The sequence below is a fragment of the Roseibium sediminis genome (assembly GCF_008711325.1).
In the GTDB taxonomy this organism is placed as follows: Bacteria; Pseudomonadota; Alphaproteobacteria; order Rhizobiales; family Stappiaceae; genus Roseibium; species Roseibium sediminis.
In genome coordinates this window covers 64,546-84,473 of record NZ_VXDB01000018.1, presented here as the reverse complement: position 1 = coordinate 84,473, position 19,928 = coordinate 64,546, and the positions used below count along the sequence as shown (strand labels likewise).

Sequence of the window (19,928 nt, the reverse complement as noted above, 5' to 3'; positions counted from 1 at the left end):
GGTTGAGTGTTGCCGGTTGACTGGTCCGACGCGCCACTTTACCGCTACATTTTGATGGTTCACAGGGATAGAACCACTTTCGGCAACGTGGACAAACTGGAAGCAGTGTGCAGAATTCGCTCTGCAACTATCAACGGACGAAGAAACCTCATGCGTAGAAGCCTCCATCAGATCATTCTGGCACTGCTCGTTGTTGCGGCAGGCTTCGGACCCACTGTGGCTCAGGCCGGGATCAAGGTGATCGTCAATGAGACACCGATCACCAACTACGATATCAGCCAACGCGCAAAGCTGATCCGCTTGATACAGCGCTCGTCCGTTGCTGCTTCCACGCGTGAAGCAGAACAGGAATTGGTTGAAGACCAGCTCCGCGTTGGAGAAGCGTCCCGGCTTGGCATTTCCGTCTCGGAGACGCAGGTCAACAATGCCTTTGCGAACATTGCAAGCAATGTGAAACTGACCCCGGCAAAACTGTCGCAAGCTCTTCGTCAGAGCGGCGTGAACCCGCAAACCCTGAAAGACCGTCTGAAAGCCCAGCTCGCCTGGCAACAGGCCGTGCAGCGCCGCTTCCGCAGCCAGATCAAGATTTCGGAATCGGATATTGTGACCGCCCTTCGCAAGTCTGATGACGAGAACAAGAACGTAAGTGTCGAATATGATCTGCAACGCGTAATCGTCGTCGTGCCAAAAAAGTCTTCAAAGGGCTTCCGCAACAAGCGTCTGGGTGAAAGCAACAGCATTCGCAAGGCCTTCGATGGCTGCGACAACCCCGGCGCCATCCTCGGCAAATACGAGGAAGTGGTGGTCCGTCCGATCGGCCGACGGCTTGAGACAGAGTTGCCCCCGCAAATGCGGACGGAAATAAACAAGACGTCTCTCGGCAAGCTGACATCGGCCCAACAAACGGAAGTCGGGTTTGAAATGATCGCCGTATGTGGCAAGCGTGAGATTGCTTCGGATATTGCGGCGCGGACGGAAGTGGAAAACGAATTGAGAGAAAAGGAAGGGGAACAGATGTCCCGCCGCTATCTCATGGACGTCAAGCGCCGCGCAACAATCGTCTACCCCTGATCACCGACGATGGTTCAGATCAAGAAACCTCTAGCCGTCACATGCGGCGAACCTGCCGGTATCGGTCCGGATATTGCGCTGTCATCGTGGGTAAACCGCAAGAAGCTTGAACTGCCTGATTTCTACATTCGCTCCGATGTTAAGCTTCTCGCAGACAGAGCCCAACGGCTGGGTCTGAAGGTTCCCCTTGCCGTTTGCGAGCCAGATCAGGCCTCGTCCCTCTTTTCCCGCGCGCTCCCCGTCGTTCAGACCGGTCCAGAGATTTTGGACAAGCCCGGTGAAGAACAGGCAGAAACAGCCGCGAGCGTCATCTCCTCTATCCGCAAGTCAGTGGAAGACGTGAAGAAGGGAGTTGCTGCAGCAGTTGTCACAAACCCGATCAACAAGGCAGCTCTCTACGGCCAGGGCTTCGAGTACCCCGGACACACTGAATATCTTGCGGCCCTTGCTGCCGAGATCTGGCAGATCCCGACACCCCGTCCGGTTATGCTGATCGCAGGTCCTGATCTGATGGTGGCCCCGGTGACCATTCATATCCCTCTTGCAAGTGTCCCAAGCGCCCTGACCACGGAGCTGATTGTTGAAACCGCGCGGATCACCCACAAGGATCTGCGTGAAAGGTTCGGGCTCCCCAATCCGACACTCGCCCTTTGCGGTCTCAACCCCCATGCAGGCGAAAATGCCACGATGGGAACCGAGGACCGTGACATCATTGAGCCAGCCGTCGCCCAGCTTCGCGCCGAAGGCCTCGATGTGCTCGGGCCCCTGCCCGCAGACACAATGTTTCACCGCGATGCACGCAACACCTATGACTGCGCGCTCGGCATGTATCACGATCAGGTTCTCATTCCCGCCAAGACGCTCGGTTTTGATGAAGCGGTGAATGTCACGCTCGGTCTGCCATTTGTGCGGACTTCACCTGATCACGGCACGGCCTACTCGCTCGCAGGCACCGGCATGGCCAAAATAGACAGCTTTGCCGCAGCTCTTCGTTTTGCTGCAGTGCTTGCTGATCCCACAGCAATGTAGACAGGCCTCCCATGGCACAAATTGATGATCTTCCGCCCCTTCGTGAGGTCATTGCGACCCATGGTCTCGATGCAAAGAAATCGCTCGGCCAGAACTTTCTGCTCGATCTCAACCTGACGTCTCGCATCGCCCGCTCTGCAGGAGCCCTGGAGGGCTACACTGTCCTTGAGGTTGGCCCAGGCCCCGGCGGGCTGACGCGTGCGCTTCTCGCCGCCGGCGCTGATCAGGTAATAGCAATCGAAAAAGACACCAGGTGCCTTCCGGCGTTGGCCGAAATATCAGACCATTACGACGGCCGCCTTCGGGTCATCAGCGACGACGCTCTCAAGGTCAACCCGACTTCCCTTGGCATCGACGGACCGATCCGTATCGTTGCCAATTTACCTTACAACGTCGGAACGCAGCTCCTCCTGAACTGGATCACCGGCGATGACTGGCCTCCGTTCTGGACCTCCCTGACCCTTCTCTTCCAAAAGGAAGTGGGAGAACGCATCGTTGCAAAGCCGGGCAGCAAGGCCTATGGGCGACTTGGAGTTCTGACAGGATGGCGCTGCCATTCGGGTATGCTGTTTGACATTGGACCCAAGGCGTTCACCCCGCCCCCGAAGGTGACTTCCAGCGTTGTTCACCTGACGCCGAACCCCTCCCCCTTGCCATGCAGCCTAAAAGATCTTGAGAAGGTCACACAGGCGGCTTTTGGACAAAGGCGAAAGATGTTGCGGGCGAGCCTGAAAAGCCTCGGAAAGGCTCCTGAGCCAATTCTGGAGGCCGCGGACATTCTGCCTACCTCGCGGGCCGAGGAAATCGATGTCGAAGGTTTCGTGCGGATCGCGAACGCGTTTTCCGGAAATTGAAAAGCAAAAACCCGCCAATCGGCGGGTTTTCTGGCAACTGCATCGGGCTGGGACCGGATTACCCGGCATCTCCCAGTGACCGTTCAAGGTCCCCGACCATGCCGTCGATCAAAGGTGCAATGGCGGGCGAGCGATGCTGCTTGTGGCGCTCGGCCCTCAGGATGGCGCGAACACTTTCATAGGCGCGCTCCAGATCATCATTGACGATCACATAGTCATATTTCGACCAATGACGCATTTCGCCGACAGCGGTCTTCAAACGGCGATTGATGACATCCTCGGCATCTTCCGCGCGGCGGCGCAGGCGTGATTTCATTTCGGCAATCGACGGCGGCAGAATGAAAATGGACACCACATCGCTTCGCATCTTGTCATAGAGCTGGAAGGTGCCTTGAATATCGATGTCGAACAGCACATCCCGGCCAGATTCCAGCGCGTTTTCAACCGGCCCACGCGGGGTCGCATAGTAGTTTCCGTGGACTTCTGCCCATTCAAGCAGCTCGTCATGCGCCTTAAGTTGCTCGAACCGCTTGTCATCGATGAAATGATAATGAACGCCATCCACTTCGGAGGACCGGCGCGGGCGCGTCGTCACCGAAATGGACAAGGAAAGATTGGTTTCCTTTTCCAGCAACAGACGCGCAATGGTGGACTTGCCTGCCCCGGAAGGCGAAGACAGCACAAGCATCAAGCCACGGCGCTGCTTGTCAGCCTGTTCGGCGCTGACACGTGTCCCGGCCAGTTCGGCGATTTCATCGCTCATCATTCACTCCAGATTTTGAATCTGTTCGCGCATCTGGTCGATGACCGATTTAAGGTCGAGACCAATTGCAGTCAGTTCCACGTCATTTGACTTGGAACACAAGGTGTTGGCTTCGCGGTTGAACTCCTGAGCCAAAAAGTCGAGGCGTCGCCCAACCGCACCGCCAGCTGCCAAAAGATCACGTGCTGCCTTCACATGGGCGACCAACCGGTCGAGTTCCTCACGAATATCAGCGCGTGTTGCAAGCAGCACCGCTTCCTGATGCAGGCGCTGGACATCGAATTGCCCCTGACTGCTCTCCATGAGTGTCGCGATCTGCGCAGCCAGCCGGGCCTTGATGGCCTCCGGTTGACGGGCCGGCAACACTTCTGCAGCTTCGGTCAGATCCGCAATCCGCGACAGCTGGTTGGCAAGCAAGTCACCGATGGCCGCGCCTTCCGTGTGGCGCATGTCAACAAGATCAAGCAGGGCTCCGTCCAGCGAGGTCAGGAGCGCAGCATGAAGCTCGTCACGCGCAGCCTCGTCGTCCTCGGGTTCCTGATATTCGAACACGCCCTTTTGCGCCAGAATGCCATCGAGGCTCGGTGGCGGCAAATCCGGCATCCGTGATCGCAGGAGGTCTACGGCAGAGAGAACCGCTTCCAAAGCACTCTCGTTAATCGCCAGCGTTGCTTCGGATTGGTCCCGTTGCATGGACAGGCCGATATTCACATTGCCGCGCTTGAGAAGCTTTCCGGCCCGTTCCTTGATCTTGACCTCAAGCCCTTCAAGTCCGGTCGGAATGCGGACGCGGACGTCCAGTCCCTTGCCGTTGACAGATCGGAGTTCCCACGCCCACCGAACGGCTCCGGCCTCGCCCGCCGATCGGGCAAATCCTGTCATGCTGGCTAACGCCATGGGGTTTCTCCGTTTCCGCCAACCCCGCCGCTCACCGCAAGCGGGACTGGATCAGTTATTGGCTTTCTGGTCCGAAGTACCGTTCTTTTCAGCCTCGCGGCGCTCCCGCTCGATCTGACGCCACTTGCGAACATTGGCCTGATGCTGCTCGTAGGTCTCGGCGAAAACGTGACCACCCGTGCCGTCAGCAACAAAGAAGAGGTCCTTGGTCCGCGAAGGATTGGCAACCGCTTCCATGGCCGCACGACCCGGATTGCCGATCGGTCCCGGCGGCAATCCGTCGATCTGATAGGTATTGTATTTGTTTTCAGCCTTCAATTGCGATTGTGTGATGGCTGAGCGATCTGTCGTCCAGGCTTCACCACCAAAGAGGCCATAGAGGATCGTCGGGTCGGACTGAAGACGCATGCTCTTGTTCAGGCGATTGACAAACACGCCGGCAACTCGAGAGCGTTCGTCCGCCTTGGCAGTTTCCTTCTCTACCACGGAGGCCAGCGTCACCAGTTCCTCAGGTGTCTTGATCGGAAGATCGGCGACACGGCGCTCCCAGATCTCCTTGAGAGCCTTGGCTTGCGCAGCTTTCATCTGGTCGATGATCTGCTGGCGCGTTGTGCCGCGGGTGAAGGAATAGGTCTCAGGCAACAGTTCGCCTTCCCCCGGAACCTCTTCCACTTCCCCAACAAGAACCGGATGCGCGCGGACACGTTCCACGATCTGCGCTGTCGTCCAGCCTTCCGGAATGGTGACGGCATGGTTCACCGCATTCCCTTCGACAAGGTCGGTCATCACCTGGCGCATGGAAACACCGGGCGCGAAGGCATATTCCCCGGCCTTCAGCTTTTTCTCGTTCTTGTAGAAGCGAACACCCAGATTGAAGATCAGGTCGTCCGCCCAGTCGTCGGCAATCACGCCCTTGTCGGTCAGTCGGTCGGTGATGCCGGAAAGACCGGCGCCGGACGAAACGATCACGGTTGCGTCCTGCTTCAGCGGGCCTGCCTGCTCGAATTTCTGCTTGCCGAGGTAAAGCCCCGCACCAACGGCGACCAAGGCGAACACGGTCAGCGTGATGAGCATGTTGATGAGGATCACGACAGGATTGCGCACATGCCGAGAACGTGGAGGTGGACCTGGAGCCACTTCCGGCTGCAGGGCTTCCCGCGGGCTTTTCGGTTTGATGCGCATAAATGGCCTCCTGAAGCCGAATCTACGAGGCAAAAGGGCGTCCTGAGACGCCCTTTTCAATACCGGTTGCAGTGAAGTGATTCACCGTTCCAGCAAGCAGTTAAACCGACTTATGCGGCAACTTTGCGGAAAATCAAGGATGCATTCGTGCCGCCAAACCCGAAGGAGTTGGACAGAGCCACATCGATGTTCATTTCCTTCGGCTTGTGCGCCACAAGGTCAATCGCGGTTTCGACCGACGGATTTTCCAGATTCAGTGTCGGCGGAGCGATGCTGTCGCGGATGGCAAGAACGGAGAAGATCGCCTCAACCGCACCCGCAGCACCCAGAAGGTGACCAACGGAGGATTTGGTGGAAGACATGGTGACCTTGCTTGCCGCATCGCCGACGAGACGCTCGACAGCCCCGAGCTCGATGGTGTCTGCCATCGTGGACGTGCCATGGGCGTTGATGTAGTCGATGTCAGCTGCCGTCAGGCCTGCGCGCTTGAGAGCGGCGCTCATGCAGCGATAGGCACCATCACCGTCTTCGGACGGAGCCGTGATGTGGAAGGCATCGCCGGAAAGGCCATAGCCAACAACTTCTGCATAGATCTTGGCGCCACGAGCCTTGGCGTGCTCGTATTCTTCAAGAACGACGATACCAGCGCCCTCACCCATGACGAAGCCGTCACGGTCGCGGTCATAGGGACGCGAAGCGGTCTGGGGAGCATCGTTATATTTTGTGGACAGAGCCTTGCAGGCGGCAAAACCGGCCAGCGACAGGCGGCAGACCGGGGATTCCGTTCCACCGGCAACCATCACATCCGCATCGCCAAACGCGATCAGACGGGCAGCGTCACCGATTGCGTGGGCACCTGTCGAACAAGCCGTCACCACCGAATGGTTCGGGCCCTTGAGGCCGTGACGAATGGAGACATGACCACTTGCGAGGTTGATCAGGCGACCGGGAATGAAGAACGGGCTGATACGGCGCGGACCCTTGTCCGCAAGCACGTGCGCCGCTTCCTCGATGCCCTGAAGGCCACCGATGCCTGACCCGATCAGCGCGCCGGAGCGAGCCTGATCTTCGTAGGATTCTGGCTTCCAGCCGGAATCGGCCATGGCCTGATCCGCTGCTGCAACTGCATATATGATGAAGTCGTCGACCTTGCGCTGCTCCTTCACTTCCATCCAGTCGTCCGGATTGAAGGCGCCTTCGGAGGTTTCGCCAAGCGGGATCTGACAGGCGATCTGACAGGCCAGGTCATCAACTTGGAAATTCGTGACCTTGGCAGCACCGCTTTTGCTCGCGAGAATGTTTTTCCAGGTGGTATCAACGTTTCCGCCAAGCGGAGACACCATACCCAAACCAGTAACGACGACTCGTCTCATGTACCTGCACTTAATTATGCACAAGCGGGACATAGAGCCCCGCTTGCTGAAAAAATTCGGATTATTCCAGGAGGATTAAGCCGGGTTGGCTACCAGGAACTTCACTGCATCGCCAACGGTCAGGATGGTCTCGGCTGCATCGTCCGGGATTTCAACGCCGAACTCTTCTTCGAAAGCCATGACCAGCTCGACGGTGTCGAGGGAGTCAGCGCCCAGATCGTCGATGAAGCTTGCGCCTTCAACAACCTTCTCTGCGTCCACACCGAGGTGCTCAACGACGATTTTCTTTACACGATCAGCGATGTCGCTCATTTTTCACTTCCTTGATTATCAACTCTAGCCCGTCCACGCGAAGCACCCGAAACAGTTTTCTCGGATCAGATGCAAACTCGCGGCCGAAATCTCGTCCAGGCTGAGGGATATTCAGAACAGAACGTTCCCCACCCTTTTTGGAACAATCGGCGGGTAGGTATCACACTTTGAACACCTTGACCAGCCAGTCCCGGTAGCAGTTTTTGCACCGGAAACCTTTTTGCAACAAGAGCAAAAAGCTCTTTTAAATCATAGCCATGCCGCCATTCACATGGAGCGTTTGACCGGTAACGTATGCAGCCTCGTCGCTTGCGAGGTAAAGCGCAGCCGACGCAATTTCGTGCGAAGTGCCCAAACGACCGGCCGGAACGGAGCCCAGGATCGATTCCTTTTGCTTCTCGTTCAGCGCGTCGGTCATGGCTGTTTCAATGAAACCCGGGGCAATGGTGTTGACCGTGATGTTCCGGCTTGCAACTTCGCGTGCGAGCGACTTGTACATGCCGATCATGCCAGCTTTGGCTGCAGCATAGTTGGCCTGTCCCGGGTTACCGGTGACGCCGACAACCGAAGTAATTCCGATGATGCGGCCGCTGCGGCGCTTCATCATGCCCTTGATCGCCGCGCGGCAGATGTGGAAACCGGAGGTCAGGTTGACTTCCAGAACCTGATCCCACTCCTCGTCCTTCATGCGCATGAAGATGTTGTCGCGGGTGATGCCGGCATTGTTCACCAGAATATCCAGCGATCCCATGGCGCCTTCCGCCGTCGGAACGAGAGCTGCAACCGCTTCGCGATCAGACAGGTTTGCAGGCGTCACATGCACACGCTCGCCAAGCTCGGATGCCAGTGCCTCCAGCTTCTCAGCGCGCGTTCCGGAGATCGCAACAGTTGCGCCTTGCGCATGCAGCGCTCTGGCGATGTCTGCGCCGATGCCACCAGTCGCGCCGGTTACCAGAGCGGTCTTGCCTTCAAGGCTGAACATGGTCATTTCCTTTTTCAGTTCGAACCGTACACAGGGAACGACCCACGTACGGCTTGGTAATCAGATGCGGTCTGAGGATCAGGCGTTCAAGAGCTCAAACAGCGCGTCGATGTCAGCAGGAGCATTGACCGGCTGCGCGGTGGCTGAGCGTTCGATACGCTTCATCATGCCGGAAAGAACCTTGCCGGAGCCTACTTCGACAAAGGTTGTCACACCATTGGCCGTAAGCCAGCCCATGGATTCCCGCCAGCGAACGGTGCCTGTAACCTGCTCGACGAGACGATTGCGGATTTCCGCTGGATCGGTGATCGGAGCGGCCAGAACGTTTGCGACAAGCGGAACCTTCGGGGCGATAATATCCGCACCGGCAAGCGCTTCTGCCATCGCATCGGCGGCAGGTGCCATCAGGGCGCAATGGAACGGTGCACTGACCGACAGCATCATGGCGCGCTTGGCTCCGCGTGCCTTGGCAATCTCGACGGCGCGTTCAACGGCGGCCATGTGCCCGGAGACAACAACCTGACCCGGCGCATTGTCATTGGCTGCCTGACAGACTTCGCCCTGCGCGGCCTCCTCGGCCACCTTCCGGGCGTCTTCAAAATCGAGGCCGAGAAGGGCGGCCATGCCACCCTGCCCGACCGGAACGGCATTCTGCATCGCATCGCCGCGAATGCGCAGAAGGCGGGCTGCCGTGGACACATCAAGGCTACCGGCTGCTGCAAGAGCAGAGTATTCACCAAGGGAGTGACCGGCCACATAGGAAACGGAAGCGGCCAGATCGAGACCACGAGCTTCGAGTACCCGCATGGTCGCAAGGCTAACCGCCATCAGGGCCGGCTGCGCATTGGCCGTAAGGGTCAGCTCGTTTTCAGGGCCTTCCCACATCAAGGTGGAGAGCTTCTGGCCAAGTGCCTCATCCACCTCGTCAAAGACAGCCTTGGCTTCGGCAAATGTATCCGCCAGTTCCTTGCCCATCGAGACTGCCTGACTGCCCTGTCCGGGGAAGATGAAAGCAATGGTCATGAGCGGGTGCCTCCGGCGTCTTGGTAAGCTGCGACCGGTCAGGTCGCCTGAAATCTGGTTCAAAGGCTGTCGGCCAGGTCTCGAAACCGTCTGATCTGCCTTGCCAACCTTGGCGCGAGGCTATGGTACGGAAGGTACGGCAATGTCAAGGCCGAGCGGAGATCTCCAACCTTTTTGTCAGCTCACGTGTCCTGTCGAAGACAACAAATCGAGCACAGTCAATACGTGCAAAGATTTTTACCTGCAAATTATCCGCGTAAATAACAACAGCTTATTGAATACATAAACAGAATAAATTCTACGGAAAACCCCTGCTACCGTAATATATCACAAGTACAATTTTCCGAAAATCACATGATCGTTAAATATCCAAAACCGGCACCTTGGGCAGTTCGAAGTGCAAAAAGCTCTTCAGATGTTACAAGCGCATTTTACGGCCTCGCGAAGTCGTCAGCGCAGGCACGTGTTGACCAAGTGCGGCCCAATACACTTTCCCGACGCGGCTTTTTGGCAGCGTTGGCAGGCTCGGTCACGGTTGCGACGTCCCTCATCCCGGCGAAAGGCCACGCGGCCTTCTCCGCCTACCGACAAATCCAATCTGAAAAGGACCTTTGCAGCAACAGTTATCTTTTTGAAGATAACAGCCACTGCGTCCTGATCGACGTCCAGCTGGCGCATGAGCAAGCCGCAAGCGTCATAGAAGACATAAAGGCCACCGGAAAAACCCTGCAGTCAATCTTCATCACGCACGCACACCCCGAGAACATCGCAGCCCTGAAACATATCGGCCCGGCCTTCCCGAAGGCAGATATCATCAGCACCGCAAGCACCCTCGATATGCTGGAGTTTGCAGCAAGCAGCTGGCCCGCATTTCACAACCGGTTCCGGGAAGCTTCCAACGGTCCAATCGATTGCGGCTCTCTCGAATTTGAATGCCTGAACCTTGAGGCGGATGAATTTGGCGCCCCTCTGGTCCTGTTCGAACCCGTCATGAAAGCTCTTGTTGGCGGTAGCCAGATTGTCGAGGGCCAGCACCCTTCCCTCGACAATCGAAAAATCAGCACGCGGCGGCACAATCTCCAGGCCATCACGGATCGGTGGGACTATATGTTTGTCCTGCCGGGTCATGGGCAAATAGGCGCACCAGACCTTGTTGCAGAAAATCGGGCCTATCTGGACCTGGTGGAAACCCTGCAGCTGGAAGGGTTCACCAGACAATCCGCTCGTGAGATCGTCCTGTCGCGATTTCCCGACTACAAATATCCCGAAACGCTGGAAGCCAGTTTGAAGTCACTCTTCCCCCTGACTTGAAGCAGCACTCTCCAATCGGCCAAGTTTCGGGAAAAACGGGCTCGATCGGCCTTGCATTTTTCCCAGAACCGAGTATGAAGCGCTTCTCGTTTGGAAACCCGGCTGGGGGCTGAACGGAAGGACCGAAAGGTCAGGACACTTAAAACACGTCCGTCTTCCCGTGTCTCCGCTCTCGTTAGAATTCTCGTCCCTTTCCGAAGGATACGAGGAGGCTTTGCGCCGGTTTCCGATGGCAAACACTAGAAAGGGCACAAGTTTCATGCCTCTTTATGAGCACGTGTTCCTGGCACGCCAGGACGTTTCGGCCCAGCAGGTCGAACAACTTGTTGAGCATTACAAAGGCGTTCTCGAATCTGGCGGCGGTTCCGTCGGCAAGATCGAGAACTGGGGTCTCCGCTCCCTCGCTTACCGCATCAAGAAGAACCGCAAGGCTCACTACACTCTGATGAACATCACTGCTCCGCATGCAGCGGTCGCAGAAATGGAACGTCAGATGGGCCTTTCCGAAGACATCCTTCGTTTCATGACCTTCAAAGTTGAAGAGCATGAAGAAGACCAGTCTGCCATGATGCAGAAGCGCGACCGCGACGATCGTCGTGGCGGCCGTGGCGAGCGTGGTGACCGCGGCGATCGTGGTGACCGTGGTGATCGCGGCGACCGTCCGGCTCGTGACCGCGCTCCGCGCCGGAATGATGGGGAGTAAGAAGAATGGTAGATATCGCACAACTTCCGACCCGTCGTCCTTTCTTCCGTCGCCGGAAGACCTGCCCGTTCTCCGGTGCAAACGCTCCGAAGATCGACTACAAGGACATCCGTCTCCTGCAGCGCTACATTTCCGAGCGTGGCAAGATTGTTCCGAGCCGCATCACCGCCGTTTCTGCAAAGAAGCAGCGTGAACTGGCCCGCGCCATCAAGCGTGCTCGCCTGCTCGGCCTTCTGCCGTTCGTGATCAGCTAGGCGCTGTTCTTCAGATAACGCTCCGGCCCAGCCGGAGCGTCCCGAACTGGGGCTGCGGGCAAACCGGCCTCTAACCGCCTGAATGGCGGGACAGTATGGAGAAATCCAATGCAAGTTATCCTTCTTGAGCGTATCGCTCGCCTTGGCCAGATGGGCGACACCGTTCGTGTTCGCGACGGCTATGCACGCAACTTCCTTCTGCCGCAGGGCAAGGCCCTTCGCGCCAACAAGTCCAACATGGAGCGTTTCGAGCGTGAACGCGCTCAGCTGGAAGCTCGTAACCTCGAGCGCCGCGAAGAAGCAACTGCAGTTGCTTCCAAGCTGGACGGCGAAGCTCTGATCATGATCCGCTCTGCTGGTGAAACCGGCCAGCTCTATGGTTCAGTTTCCACTCGCGACATCGCGGACGGCCTGACCGCAGCCGGCTTCACCGTTGGTCGTAGCCAGGTTGAACTGCGCTCTCCGATCAAGACGATCGGCCTGCACACTGTTGCAATCCGCCTCCACCCGGAAGTGGAAGTTGGCGTGACTGTCAACGTTGCACGCTCTGAAGACGAAGCCGTTCGTCAGGCTGCTGGTGAAGACCTCAGCACGCCCGATCATGACGTCTTCGAATTCGAAGAAGAAGAAGCTGAAGAGGGCGAAGGCAACGAGGAAGAAGCTGCAGAAGAGCAGGCTTGATCCTCCGTTCCTGACGGACCTTCACATTCGAAAACCGGCAGCCTGCGCTGCCGGTTTTTTTGTTCGGGGCGCAGTGTTCGACTTAAGGATATTAACACTTTCGCCCACGGTTCTTCTGACGGGTTCTTTCAGCCTTTACCGATAAAAGTGCGAGAGGTAATCCGCAGATTTTTGCGAAAAACACTGTATTTTCTCACTAATTTTCCACAGCTCCGCTGAGTCCGTTTTAGGCCCCTACGTCAAGGTAAAATCCCATCTTTCCCCGCTGATTTTAACCACTCGGTGGGAATCGCCCGTGCATACTCGTCAAGCCTTGAAGGCATATTATTCTTGGCGATAGTGCAAGCATGACAGGGCTCTCGGGGGACAAGATGAAAGGCACTTTGCAGACAGTTGAGGCAGATACGTCGCTCCAGAAGGTTGCGCCTCACAATGCCGAGGCCGAGCGCCAGCTGCTGGGTGCAATCCTCGTGAACAACGAGACCTATTACCGTGTCTCCGACTTCCTCGAGCCGCACCATTTCTTCGTGCCGCCGCATCAGGACATTTATGAAAAGATCGGGCATCTGATCCGGGCCGGAAAGACCGCGTCGCCGATCACGCTGAAGACCTTTTATCCGGCTGACGCCAAGATCGCGGACCTAACTGCCACCCAGTTCCTCTTGCGCCTTGCCGCCGACGCAGCCTCGATCATCAACGCGGAAGATTATGGCCGCACGATTTATGACCTTGCCCTGCGCCGGAATCTGATCCGCATTGGCGAAGACATGGTCAACATCGCCTATGACGCCCCGATTGACGTGCCGCCCGCCCAGCAGATCGATGATGCCGAGCGCCGACTGTTCGAACTGGCTGAAACGGGACGGAGCGAGGGCGGTTTCGTCAGCTTTGGTGACGCGCTCACCGAAACGATCGAGATGGCCCACGCGGCCTATAATCGAGAAGGTGCCCTGTCCGGCATTTCCACCGGCCTGCGTGAGCTGGATCGTCTCATGGGCGGCCTGCAGCATTCCGACTTGATCGTCCTTGCGGGTCGTCCTGCGATGGGCAAGACGTCGCTTGTAACCAATATCGCCTATAACGTTGCGCAATCTTATCAGGCGGAAGAACAGCAGGACGGGTCGATCAAAACCGTCAATGGCGGTGTCGTCGGTTTCTTCTCTCTCGAAATGTCGGCCGAACAGCTGGCAACACGTATCATTTCCGAGCAGGCAGAGATCTCGTCCTCCAAGATTCGCCGCGGTGACATTTCAGAAGCCGAGTTCGAGAAGCTTGTCGCCTGCACTCAGACCATGCAATCGGTGCCCCTTCACGTCGACCAGACCGGTGGTATCTCCATTGCATCGCTCGTTGCCCGCGCCCGTCGTCTCAAGCGCCAGCGCGGCCTCGACCTCATCATCGTCGACTATATTCAGCTCCTGTCCGGCTCGCAGAAGAACAGCGGCAACCGTGTTCAGGAAATCACCGAAATCACCACCGGCCTGAAAGCCCTGGCAAAGGAACTGAATGTTCCGGTCATTGCCCTCTCCCAGCTCTCTCGTCAGGTGGAATCGCGTGACGACAAACGCCCGCAGCTCTCCGACCTTCGCGAATCGGGCTCCATCGAGCAGGACGCGGACGTGGTGATGTTCGTTTACCGCGAGGAGTATTACCTCTCCAAGACCGAGCCGGATCCCGACACCGCCGAATATGCGGCTTGGGAAGCCAAACACAATGCGGCCAAGGGCAAGGCGGAAGTAATCATCGCGAAGCAGCGTCACGGGCCGACCGGCACAGCAAACCTGCACTTCGAAGGCCAGTACACCCGCTTCTCCGACCTTGCGGAAGAAGATCACCTGCCGGAGCGGATGGAGTAGCCGAGCTTTTCACGAGATGGCCGCCCAAGGGCGGCCATTTTGTTATCTGAAAGCCCACCTTGCGCGGTTCGGCCGACTTGGCCATAGTCCGAAAAATGACCGATGCAGCATCAGATTCCCTTTTCGGCGGCAGGCTGACCATTGACCTTGACGCCATCGTCTCCAATTGGCGGTTTCTCAAGGACAAGCTTGCTACAGGTTCCGAGTGCGCAGCGACCGTAAAGGCAGATGCCTATGGAACCGGTCTCACGCAGACGGCAAAGGCGCTTTATGACGCCGGGTGCCGGACCTTCTTTGTTGCCCTTCCTGTCGAGGCCCTGAAACTTTGCCGAGGCATGCCCGAGGCGAAAATCTATGTGCTTGACGGGCTGTTTCCCGGAACCGCCGAGACACTGGTAGAAAAGGGACTTCGGCCGGTTCTCGGATCGGTGGAGGAAATCCGCGAATGGGCCGATTTCTGCCGTACCACCCAAATACGTCATCCCGCCGCGCTCCATGTCGACACCGGCATCCACCGGCTTGGTCTATCGGCAGATGAATTCGACGCCGTCATGAAGGATGCGGATCTGATCGGCAGCTTCACGCCGACCCTGATCATGTCGCACCTTGCCTGCGGATCGGACCCGGCACACCCGAAGAACCGCGATCAGCTGGCGAAGTTCCGGGCGATGACAGCCCCCTATCCGGACATCCCGAAGTCACTGGCCAATTCCGCAGGGGTCTTTCTGGGAAGCGATTTCCATTTCGATCTCGTGCGGCCAGGCATTTCGCTTTATGGCGGCAAGGCCATCGATACAGCTCCCAATCCGATGCAGCCCGTTGCACAGGTGGAAGCCCGCATCATGATGGTGCGCGATGTACCTGTCGGCGACACGATTGGATACAGCGCGACCCAAACCGCAAAACGTTCCCTCAAGGTGGCTGTTGTGGCTGCCGGATATGCAGACGGGATGATCCGCCGCGCCGGATCAACTGACGCGGCTCCCGGAGCCTTTGGCGTGATTGGGGGGCACAAGGCTCCAATTCTGGGGCGGATATCCATGGACATGATCACTCTGGATGTGACGGATATCCCGGCGCACCTCGTCCGGCGTGGAGCATTCGTGGAAATGCTGGGGCCGCAGGTTGCGGCCTCCGATCTGGCAGCGTATGCCGAGACCATCGATTACGAATACCTGACGAGTCTCGGGCGCCGATTCCAGCGACGCTACGCCTCGATCGCTTAACCCCCGGGAGCACGCCCCTGCATGGCTCGCAGATCCTCTCAGTTCATTTGCCAATCCTGCGGCGCGGTTTCCAGCAAATGGACCGGCCGCTGCGAACCGTGTGGCGAGTGGAACTCGATTATCGAGGAACAGACAGGCGCCGGCATTGGAGGTGGCCCGGGCAAGCCACCAAGGTCCAAGGGCCGCGTGGTGGAGCTTGTCGGCCTGCAGGGAGATGCCAAGGAAGCTCCCCGCATTCAGGCCAAGGTCGCCGAACTTGACCGGGTAACCGGTGGCGGTTTCGTCAAGGGCTCTGCGCTGCTCGTCGGCGGCGATCCGGGCATCGGCAAGTCGACCCTTCTCATTCAGGCCGCAGCAGCCCTCGCCAATCTGGGGCATCGCACGGTCTATATCTCGGGCGAAGAAGCCATTGGTCAGGTGCGGCTGCGGGCAGAGCGTCTCGGCCTCGCGCAGGCCCCTGTCGCTCTTGCGGCGGAAACCAGCGTGGAGGACATTCTCGCCACGCTGGAGGCAAGCCCTCCCCCTGCTCTGCTCATTCTTGATTCGATCCAGACCCTTTGGACCGATCAGGTCGATTCGACTCCCGGCACCGTGACTCAGGTCCGCGCCTCGGCCCAAGCCATGGTACGCTACGCCAAACGAACCGGCACGACCCTCGTCCTTGTTGGCCATGTCACCAAGGACGGGCAGATCGCGGGACCAAGAGTTGTGGAACACATGGTCGATGCCGTGCTTTATTTCGAAGGCGATGGCGCCCATCAGTACCGCATCCTGCGCTCGGTCAAGAACCGCTTCGGAGCAACCGACGAGATCGGCGTATTCGAGATGACGGGTAAGGGTCTGGTGGAAGTCGCCAACCCCTCCGCGCTCTTTCTCGGTGATCGTAGTACCACGGCACCCGGCGCTGCCGTCTTTGCCGGACTGGAAGGCTCGCGCCCACTTCTCATTGAAGTTCAGGCACTTGTGGCCCAATCCTCTCTCGGCACGCCACGGCGTGCGGTCATCGGGTGGGATTCTGCACGGCTTTCCATGATCCTTGCGGTGCTGGAAGCGCGATGCGGTGTACGCTTTTCCCAACATGACGTATATTTGAACGTCGCAGGAGGCCTGAAGATCAACGAGCCGGGAGCCGATCTTGCTGTTGCTGCAGCCCTTATCTCCTCGCTCAGTGGTCTTGCCCTTCCGGCCAATTGCGTCTATTTCGGCGAAATCAGTTTGTCCGGCGCAATCAGGCCCGTTGCCCAGGCGCCTGCCAGACTGAAAGAGGCCCAGAAACTGGGCTTTGAACAGGCCTATTGTCCGGAAGGAAACCTGAAGGACAAAATGGCAAACGGATTTTCGGCGACAGGTCTCCCAGAACTTGGGGACTTTGTCGCAAAACTCGCGGTTCGCTCTGGTGCGTCGCCACAAGACTGACGCATTCTCTACGCAAACCTCGAAGCGCAAACAGAGGACTTATACCCAAGATGCCGATCACGCTGCTGGACGGAATCCTTCTCGCCATCATGCTGGTTTCGGCCGTACTGGCCATGATCCGTGGCTTCGTGCGCGAAGTGCTTTCGATCGCTTCCTGGGTTGCCGCAGCCATTGCTGCCTATCTGCTGTATGATCAGGTCCTGCCCATCGCAAAGCAATATATCAACCACCCGATGGTGGCGCTTGGTGCTTCTGTGGCAGCCGTGTTCCTTGTCACGCTGATCATCGTCTCCTATATCACCATGCGGATATCCGATTTCGTGCTCGACAGCCGCATCGGCGCTCTGGACCGGACCCTCGGTTTCCTGTTCGGCGCTGCTCGTGGCCTCTTGCTGGTCGTTGTCGCCATGATGTTCTTCAACTGGTTCGTTGTTCCCGAACAGCAGCCCAACTGGATCCTGCAGGCCAAGTCCCGTCCGATCCTGTTGTCAGTTGGTGAACGCCTTGTCAGCATCCTGCCGGAAGACCCGGAAAAGGAAATTCTGGACCGCATTCGTGGCGCAACTTCTGCACGCACGACACAACAGCCTGTTGCAGAAGGCGATGAGCCTGAGTATAGCGCGTCTGAGCAACAGGCCCTGGACAGGCTGACCACCCAGTAAACGGGCAGCCTGACCGCTTGACATGAAGACCGGCAATTCCGGTCCCTTTAAAATCTGACAAGGAGTCTCGCCATGGCGGGTGATGCCTTTATGGATGAGCCGTTCGATCCGGATGCGGATCGACTGCGGGAAGAATGTGGTGTTTTCGGTATTCTCGGCCATGAAGACGCAAGCGCGCTGACAGCGCTAGGCCTGCACGCCCTGCAGCACCGCGGTCAGGAAGCAGCCGGCATCGTGACCTTCGACAATGACCAGTTCCGCGCGGAGCGGCACCTCGGTCTGGTTGGCGATCACTTCTCCAACGCGGAAACGATTGGCCGCCTGACAGGTGCAGCTGCCGTCGGCCACGTTCGCTACTCCACCACCGGCGAAACCATCCTGCGTAACGTCCAGCCGCTTTTTGCAGAGCTGGATGGCGGCGGCATCGCCATCTGTCATAATGGCAACTTCACCAACGCACTGACCCTTCGTCAGGGCCTTATCCGCGACGGCGCGATCTGCCAGTCGACCTCGGACTCCGAAGTGGTCCTGCAGCTGGTCGCCCGCTCCCGTGAAAAGAAGATCGTCGACCGCTTCATCGACGCCATCACCCACATGGAAGGCGCCTATGCGCTCGTTGCCCTGACAGCCAAGAAGCTGATCGGCGCACGCGATCCGCTCGGCATTCGCCCGCTTGTTCTGGGTGACCTCAATGGCGCGCCGATCCTTGCCTCGGAAACCTGTGCGCTCGACATCATCGGCGCCAAGTTCATCCGCGAAGTCGAAAACGGCGAAGTCATCGTCTGCACATCCACCGGGATTGAATCCTTCTTCCCCTTCGGTCGCAAGCCCGCACGCCCTTGCATTTTCGAATACATCTACTTCTCGCGCCCCGACTCCATCGTCGGCGGTCGCAGCGTCTATGATGTGCGCCGCGAAATGGGCCGTCAGCTTGCCCGCGAATCCCACGCGGAAAGCGATGTTGTCGTGCCCGTTCCGGACAGCGGCGTTCCTGCGGCAATCGGTTACAGCCAGGAATCCGGTGTTCCCTTCGAACTCGGCATCATCCGCAACCACTATGTTGGCCGAACCTTCATCGAACCGACCCAGTCGATCCGCGCTCTCGGCGTGAAGATGAAGCACTCCGCCAACCGCTCCCAGATTCAGGGCAAGCGCGTCACCCTGATTGACGACAGCCTTGTGCGCGGCACTACTTCGGTGAAGATCGTGCAGATGATCCGCGAAGCAGGCGCGGCAGAAGTTCACTTCCGCCTGGCCAGCCCGCCGATCCGCTATTCCGACTATTACGGGATCGACACGCCGGAACGCGAACGCCTTCTGGCCGCCCGTTACAGCCTTGAAGAAATGAAGAACTATATCGGCGCGGACTCCCTCGCCTTCCTGTCCGTGGACGGCATCTACCGCGCCATGGGCTATGATTGCCGCGACAAGGACCAGCCGCAGTTCACCGACCATTGCTTCACTGGCGACTATCCGACGCCACTGACAGACCTTGCAGGCGATCAGGACTTTGTCCGCTCGCCGCGTCTGGTGGAAGTGCGATAGGACGGTCATGGAAAAGGATTTCGAAGGTCGCGTTGCTCTCGTGACCGGTGCCTCGCGCGGCATCGGCTATGAACTGGCAAGACAACTGGGCGCCCGCGGGGCGCAGGTCATTGCCATTGCCCGCACCGTGGGCGGACTTGAAGAACTGGATGATGCCATCAAGCAGGCTGGCGGCCCGTCCGCAACGCTGGTACCGGTGGACCTGAAGGACTTCGATGCGCTCGACCGTCTGGGGGCTGCGATCTTCGAACGCTGGAAGAAGCTGGATATCCTGATCGGCAACGCGGCGATGGCAGCAACGCTGTCGCCCGTCGGCCATATCAAGGTGAAGACCTTTGATGAGGCGATGGCAACCAATGTCACCGCCAATTACCGCCTGCTGCGCTCTCTGGACGTTCTGTTGCGCCAGTCGGATGCCGGACGTGCGCTCTTCCTGACTGACGGCCATGTGCGCACCACAACGCCGTTCTGGGGCCTGCAGGCAACCACCAAGGCAGCGCTTGAAGCCATGGTGAAGACCTACGCCGCAGAGACCGAAAAAACCGCCATGCGGATCAATCTGGCCGACCCCGGCCCGGTCCGCACAGGCCACAGAGCCAAGGCGATGCCCGGTGAAGACCCGGACAAACTCCCCAAACCCGAATCCGTCGCCACCGACCTTCTGAAACTCGTCGGCAAGGACGTGACCGAGACCGGAAAGGTGTTCGACCGGGTAAAGGGCGTCTGGGGCTGAGGCATGACATTCGGTCTGGCGACCGAATGCAATCTGCTTGTAGATTGATCGTCAG

20 protein-coding genes are annotated in these 19,928 nt (G+C 58.2%); 13 read left to right on the top strand and 7 right to left on the bottom strand.

The annotated features are described in order from the left end of the window. Window positions 1-150 precede the first annotated feature (150 nt). From F0155_RS17245 to rsmA, 3 genes are read left to right on the top strand one after another with little or no spacing between them, the layout of a single operon-like run. Window positions 151-1,071 (top strand): SurA N-terminal domain-containing protein, encoded by a 921-nt coding sequence (locus F0155_RS17245; protein ID WP_150525792.1) that lies wholly within the window; start codon window positions 151-153, stop codon window positions 1,069-1,071. Window positions 1,072-1,080: 9 nt separating this feature from the next. Continuing rightward, a complete protein-coding gene (gene pdxA, locus F0155_RS17240; RefSeq protein ID WP_150525791.1) occupies window positions 1,081-2,100 on the top strand; it encodes a 4-hydroxythreonine-4-phosphate dehydrogenase PdxA in 1,020 nt (339 codons plus the stop codon). Window positions 2,101-2,111: 11 nt separating this feature from the next. Continuing rightward, complete coding sequence (gene rsmA, locus F0155_RS17235) at window positions 2,112-2,954, top strand: 16S rRNA (adenine(1518)-N(6)/adenine(1519)-N(6))-dimethyltransferase RsmA (RefSeq protein ID WP_150525790.1); 843 nt, start codon at window positions 2,112-2,114, stop codon at window positions 2,952-2,954. A gap of 58 nt (window positions 2,955-3,012) precedes the next feature. On the opposite strand, the gene gmk is transcribed toward rsmA, so the two are convergent. The 7 genes from gmk to fabD all read right to left on the bottom strand — a co-directional run bounded on the left by gmk (window position 3,013) and on the right by fabD (window position 9,486). Further along, window positions 3,013-3,717, bottom strand: coding sequence for a guanylate kinase (gmk, locus tag F0155_RS17230; RefSeq protein WP_150525789.1), 705 nt, complete (start codon window positions 3,715-3,717; stop codon window positions 3,013-3,015). A gap of 3 nt (window positions 3,718-3,720) precedes the next feature. After that, the gene (locus tag F0155_RS17225) at window positions 3,721-4,614 is read right to left on the bottom strand and encodes a YicC/YloC family endoribonuclease (protein WP_150525788.1); all 894 of its coding nucleotides are present in this window, start codon (window positions 4,612-4,614) and stop codon (window positions 3,721-3,723) included. 51 nt (window positions 4,615-4,665) lie between these two features. Then, the gene (gene mltG, locus F0155_RS17220) at window positions 4,666-5,796 is read right to left on the bottom strand and encodes an endolytic transglycosylase MltG (protein WP_150525787.1); all 1,131 of its coding nucleotides are present in this window, start codon (window positions 5,794-5,796) and stop codon (window positions 4,666-4,668) included. A gap of 110 nt (window positions 5,797-5,906) precedes the next feature. Beyond that, window positions 5,907-7,169, bottom strand: coding sequence for a beta-ketoacyl-ACP synthase II (gene fabF, locus F0155_RS17215; protein WP_150525786.1), 1,263 nt, complete (start codon window positions 7,167-7,169; stop codon window positions 5,907-5,909). A 75-nt stretch (window positions 7,170-7,244) separates the two neighbouring features. Then, window positions 7,245-7,481, bottom strand: a complete 237-nt coding sequence (locus tag F0155_RS17210; protein ID WP_150525785.1) for an acyl carrier protein — start codon at window positions 7,479-7,481, stop codon at window positions 7,245-7,247. A gap of 244 nt (window positions 7,482-7,725) precedes the next feature. Next, on the bottom strand, window positions 7,726-8,463 hold the full coding sequence (gene fabG / locus F0155_RS17205; protein ID WP_150525784.1) for a 3-oxoacyl-[acyl-carrier-protein] reductase: 738 nt from the start codon (window positions 8,461-8,463) through the stop codon (window positions 7,726-7,728). A gap of 78 nt (window positions 8,464-8,541) precedes the next feature. Continuing rightward, the gene (fabD, locus tag F0155_RS17200; protein WP_150525783.1) at window positions 8,542-9,486 is read right to left on the bottom strand and encodes an ACP S-malonyltransferase; all 945 of its coding nucleotides are present in this window, start codon (window positions 9,484-9,486) and stop codon (window positions 8,542-8,544) included. Window positions 9,487-9,960: 474 nt separating this feature from the next. On the opposite strand from fabD, the gene F0155_RS17195 reads away from it, so the two are divergent. From F0155_RS17195 to F0155_RS17150, 10 genes are all read left to right on the top strand, one after another. Beyond that, window positions 9,961-10,797 carry an MBL fold metallo-hydrolase gene (locus F0155_RS17195; protein WP_161599828.1) on the top strand — a complete coding sequence of 279 codons (837 nt, stop codon included), beginning with the start codon at window positions 9,961-9,963 and terminating at the stop codon, window positions 10,795-10,797. A gap of 259 nt (window positions 10,798-11,056) precedes the next feature. Continuing rightward, window positions 11,057-11,500, top strand: a complete 444-nt coding sequence (rpsF, locus tag F0155_RS17190) for a 30S ribosomal protein S6 (RefSeq protein ID WP_150525781.1) — start codon at window positions 11,057-11,059, stop codon at window positions 11,498-11,500. Window positions 11,501-11,505: 5 nt separating this feature from the next. After that, window positions 11,506-11,754 carry a 30S ribosomal protein S18 gene (gene rpsR, locus F0155_RS17185; RefSeq protein WP_150525780.1) on the top strand — a complete coding sequence of 83 codons (249 nt, stop codon included), beginning with the start codon at window positions 11,506-11,508 and terminating at the stop codon, window positions 11,752-11,754. Between the two features lie 108 nt (window positions 11,755-11,862). Next, window positions 11,863-12,435 carry a 50S ribosomal protein L9 gene (gene rplI, locus F0155_RS17180; protein ID WP_150525779.1) on the top strand — a complete coding sequence of 191 codons (573 nt, stop codon included), beginning with the start codon at window positions 11,863-11,865 and terminating at the stop codon, window positions 12,433-12,435. Window positions 12,436-12,806: 371 nt separating this feature from the next. Continuing rightward, on the top strand, window positions 12,807-14,291 hold the full coding sequence (locus F0155_RS17175; protein WP_150525778.1) for a replicative DNA helicase: 1,485 nt from the start codon (window positions 12,807-12,809) through the stop codon (window positions 14,289-14,291). Window positions 14,292-14,386: 95 nt separating this feature from the next. After that, window positions 14,387-15,517 carry an alanine racemase gene (gene alr / locus F0155_RS17170; RefSeq protein ID WP_150525777.1) on the top strand — a complete coding sequence of 377 codons (1,131 nt, stop codon included), beginning with the start codon at window positions 14,387-14,389 and terminating at the stop codon, window positions 15,515-15,517. Window positions 15,518-15,538: 21 nt separating this feature from the next. Further along, window positions 15,539-16,933: a DNA repair protein RadA gene (gene radA / locus F0155_RS17165; RefSeq protein WP_150525776.1), complete on the top strand. Its 1,395-nt coding sequence runs from the start codon at window positions 15,539-15,541 to the stop codon at window positions 16,931-16,933. Window positions 16,934-16,983: 50 nt separating this feature from the next. Continuing rightward, entirely contained in the window at window positions 16,984-17,595 is a 612-nt protein-coding gene (locus F0155_RS17160; protein WP_150525775.1) for a CvpA family protein, read from the top strand. A 72-nt stretch (window positions 17,596-17,667) separates the two neighbouring features. After that, window positions 17,668-19,140, top strand: coding sequence for an amidophosphoribosyltransferase (purF, locus tag F0155_RS17155; protein WP_150525774.1), 1,473 nt, complete (start codon window positions 17,668-17,670; stop codon window positions 19,138-19,140). 7 nt (window positions 19,141-19,147) lie between these two features. Further along, entirely contained in the window at window positions 19,148-19,873 is a 726-nt protein-coding gene (locus F0155_RS17150; RefSeq protein ID WP_150525773.1) for an SDR family NAD(P)-dependent oxidoreductase, read from the top strand. Window positions 19,874-19,928 lie beyond the last annotated feature (55 nt).